This is a genomic window from Streptomyces cahuitamycinicus (assembly GCF_002891435.1).
Taxonomy (GTDB): Bacteria; Actinomycetota; Actinomycetes; order Streptomycetales; family Streptomycetaceae; genus Streptomyces; species Streptomyces cahuitamycinicus.
Genome location: NZ_POUC01000632.1, coordinates 1 through 3323, shown reverse-complemented (window position 1 = coordinate 3323; position 3323 = coordinate 1). Strand labels below are relative to the sequence as shown.

Sequence of the window (3323 nt, the reverse complement as noted above, 5' to 3'; positions counted from 1 at the left end):
TCGCGGGTGTGGTGCCGCTGTGGGGGGCGGCGGTCGCCGCCCTGGCCGTCGCGGGAGCCGCCGCGGCGGCCGGTGCCCTCCTCGGGCCGTACGACATGGTCCGGAGCGTGCTCGCGGTCGTCCTGTCCGTGGCCGCCGCCGAGGCGCTGCTGCGCCACTGCACGCGCCGCTTCGGCGGGGTCACGGGGGATGTCTTCGGCGGTCTGGCGGAGACGGCGGCGACCACGGCGCTGATCGTTCTGTCACTGGGCTGAAACGATCTCCGCGTCCCTCGCCCGCACGGCCCGCTCAGCCGCCGGCTTCCTGCCCGACACACAAGTCATCGGGGGACGTTGATGCCGAAGCTGCGCCGTGCAATCGTGGGCGTGCCTGGCCCTGACCGGGCGCACGGTCGGCAAGGCCCTGACCGGGCTCAAGGTCACTCCGAGCCGGCCGCGCAGGGTCCGAGCCGCGCGGCGGGCCGCGGTCACCACCGCGGCGGACGTCGCCGTGTACGCCGTGGCCTGCGTGCTGCTGGTCGAAGGGCAGGTCGTGCTGTCGGTGCTGGTGTGGGCGGTCACGGTGGTGCTGTTCCTGCTGAACGCGCTGCCGGTCCTCTCCCCCGGCCGCCGGTCCCTCGCCGACCGCCTCGCGGGCACGGCGGTCACCGGGATCGGGCTCAGCACGCCTGTCGCCACGCCCCTAGTTCGTACTTCTTGAGCAGTGAACTCAGTTTCAGCCGGCGGGACTCGGCGCAGAAGCGCCCGGTGGGCACCTCGTACTCGACGTGGAAGACGGCCTTGCCCGCCTCGACGAACGGCTTGAGGGCCGCGCACTCGCCGTACTGGGCGCACTGCTCGTTGACCGCGAAGTCGAAGTCCCCGACCAGTTCCGGGATCTGGTCCAGGTCGTTCTTCAGACCGACGGCCAGGCCCCGGTCGTGGGCCAGCCGGGCGATGAGACGGTTGTAGCGGAGCTGGTCGGCGGCGGTCAGCGGGAAGCCCGTGTCGTTGCGGTAGCCGTCCATGTTGTCCGGCTCCACCGCGTCGAAGCCCTTGTCGCGGCACATGTCCATACGGGCCGCCATGAGCGGCTCCAGGACGTCGGTGCGGCGGATATCGAGCCAGCGCTCGCCCTCCCAGCCGTTGCCCCGGCCGAGGACCCGCTTCGGGAACTTCTCCGCGTCCGGGCGGAACTCCTCCCAGGCGCCGGTGGACAGGTAGCAGATGACCTTGCGGTCCTCGCGGTGCAGCCGGGCGACCGTGTCCCCGGAGTGGTCGAAGCCGTCGATGTCGTAGACCGGTACGTCGACGGAGGTGTCCAGACGCCCGCTGAGCTGCCACTGCCAGGCGGTGCCGGGGCGGGGCTGCCAGCGGGCTCCGGGCTTGTCGTCGGGCTCCTGGGTGCAGGCGGCGAGCAGGAGGACCAGCAGGGCGACGAGCAGGGACGGGCGTCTCACGGGGTGCTCTCCGGGTTGTGCAGGGTGTACGGGAGTGTGCCCCAAGGATGATCTCCGCTGCCGGGCACCGCGCAGTGCACCGCCGCGCCCCGCGCCCGGGCCAGGCCCTCCGGATCGGCGCCGGGCGGCACGTCGTGGACGAGGTGGCACAGCCGTACGTCGGTGCCGCGGGGCCAGGGGTGCGGGGTCAGGTCGCGGTACGCGGCCCAGGGGCCCTCGAAGGTGACGAGGACGTCGGCGATGCGGGCGTAGCAGGGGTGCGGTGCCGTGCCGTGGTTGAGGACGAGGGTGGCGCAGCCGACGCCCCAGGCCGCGACCGCCAGCTTCTGGTAGTGCTCGAACTCCTCGGGCCCGGACGGCACCTGGTCGAGGAAGGCGCCGTCGGTGCCGTACCAGTCGCGGTGCCGGGTGAGGTCGCGGACGACGTCGGTGGCGGCGCGGCGTCCGTAGTCGGTGTCGGCGTACCCGAGGACCCGGACACCCTCGGCCCGCAGCCGGGCGGCGACCTCGGCGAAGGCCGCGTCGGGGCGGTCGCCGGGGCCACTGGCCGGGTTGAGGACGACCCCGTACAGACGGGGCGCCGCCGCTACGATCGCGTCCCATTCGGCGGGGCGGACGGACGGGTGCTCGTAGTACGGGACCAGGAGAGTGCTCATCGGTGGGCGGTTGCCCTTCCCAGCAGATGGCACACCAGGGCGCCTTGGACGGCGGCCGCCGTGCCATACACGACCGCTCCCGCCACGTGCGGATCGCCGGTGCGGGTGACGAGGAGCAGGGTCTGGACGAGGGCCGCGGCACAGCACACCGCCGTGGCTGCGGTCACCGCGCCGAACGACTGGAGCAGCAGGCCCGTCCACAGGACCACGCCCAGCAGGAGCAGCCCGGCCGCCCGGACGCCGCCCGGTACCGGGGCGTGCGGCCACATGGCTGAGGCGGCGAGGCTCAGCGCGAGCAGGACCGCGAGGTAGGCGGCCAGGCACCGCACGACCGTCAGGACCGTGGTCCGCCGGAAGTCCCGGGCGGTGCTGCTGGAGCGCAGACCGGCGAGGCTGCCGCTGCGGAAGCGGTACAGCAGCCACTCGGCGGGCCCCATGCTGAGGGTGAGCGCCACGGCGGCGGGCGCGGCGACCACGCCTGCCGGCTCGCCGGCGAGGACGTCGCCGAGCGCCGCGTGCAGCACGAGCACACCGGTGGCGAGCCCGAACAGGGCGTACGGCAGGGAGCCCGTGAGCCGGGGTCCGGCGGGGCGACGGTGGGCGGGAAGGGTGCCGAACCCGCCGAAGGGGAGCAGGGCGACGAGGCCCGCCGTCCAGCCGTGCTCGTCCTTGAGGGCGGGTGCCACCTCACGCAGCGCGAGTACGGCGACCGCCGCCAGCGAGCCCAGCAGCAGGGCCGGGCCCGCGGTCTCGGGCAGCGGGTCGGCGAGTGACAGGACCGCGCCCGTCGCCATCGGTGCGAGGGCGAGCAGCAGGAGCCGCTCCCGGCCCATCACCAGCAGGACGGTCGCCGCGGCCAGGTAGCAGGACTGCCCGGCGGCGAAGGCGACCACCGCGGGGGCGGCGCCGCCCGCGAACGACACCGCGACCAGGGAGCCGAGCAGCGCGCCCGCCGGGGCACCGAGCAGCAGGGCGCGCCGGGCCGCCGGCCGGTCGCCGAGCCCCAGCCACGCGTACGCCCGGTGGGCGAGGCCCTGGTTCCAGGTCCAGCCGCACAGGGCGCCCGCCAGCAACGGGACCGTGCCCGCGGGGAGCCCGTGGTCGCCCGGGCCGGTGAACAGGGGCGCGCCGAGGACGTAGGCGAGTCCGGGCAGGGCGAAGACGACGCCGCGCAGCAGGCAGCCGAGGAGGCCGGTCTGCCAGGGGTCGGGGGCGGGGCCGTCGGGCTC

The 3323-nt window shown here is 74.8% G+C and carries 5 protein-coding genes; 2 read left to right on the top strand and 3 right to left on the bottom strand.

The genetic code is table 11. The annotated features are described in order from the left end of the window. Both C1J00_RS40715 and C1J00_RS40710 read left to right on the top strand, forming a co-directional pair. Positions 1–254 (top strand): adenosylcobinamide-GDP ribazoletransferase (locus tag C1J00_RS40715; RefSeq protein WP_342751801.1); only part of this gene is annotated, 254 nt, incomplete at its 5' end. A gap of 97 nt (positions 255–351) precedes the next feature. After that, entirely contained in the window at positions 352–699 is a 348-nt protein-coding gene (locus tag C1J00_RS40710; RefSeq protein WP_245936703.1) for an RDD family protein, read from the top strand. On the opposite strand, the gene C1J00_RS40705 is transcribed toward C1J00_RS40710, so the two are convergent. From C1J00_RS40705 to C1J00_RS40695, 3 genes are all read right to left on the bottom strand, one after another. Further along, the gene (locus C1J00_RS40705) at positions 659–1438 is read right to left on the bottom strand and encodes an endo alpha-1,4 polygalactosaminidase (protein WP_102913874.1); all 780 of its coding nucleotides are present in this window, start codon (positions 1436–1438) and stop codon (positions 659–661) included. The genes C1J00_RS40710 and C1J00_RS40705 overlap by 41 nt on opposite strands. Further along, positions 1435–2094 (bottom strand): spherulation-specific family 4 protein, encoded by a 660-nt coding sequence (locus C1J00_RS40700; protein WP_102913873.1) that lies wholly within the window; start codon positions 2092–2094, stop codon positions 1435–1437. Before C1J00_RS40700 ends, C1J00_RS40705 begins: the two co-directional genes overlap by 4 nt. Then, positions 2091–3323, bottom strand: a 1233-nt coding sequence (locus C1J00_RS40695; RefSeq protein WP_102913872.1) for a hypothetical protein, incomplete at its 5' end; no start/stop codon positions are given. The genes C1J00_RS40700 and C1J00_RS40695, both read right to left, overlap by 4 nt.

Bases quoted from the DNA above. Each gene is read 5' to 3' on its own strand.
- C1J00_RS40700 (WP_102913873.1), bottom strand. From the start codon at position 2,094: ATGAGCACTCTCCTGGTCCCGTACTACGAGCACCCGTCCGTCCGCCCC.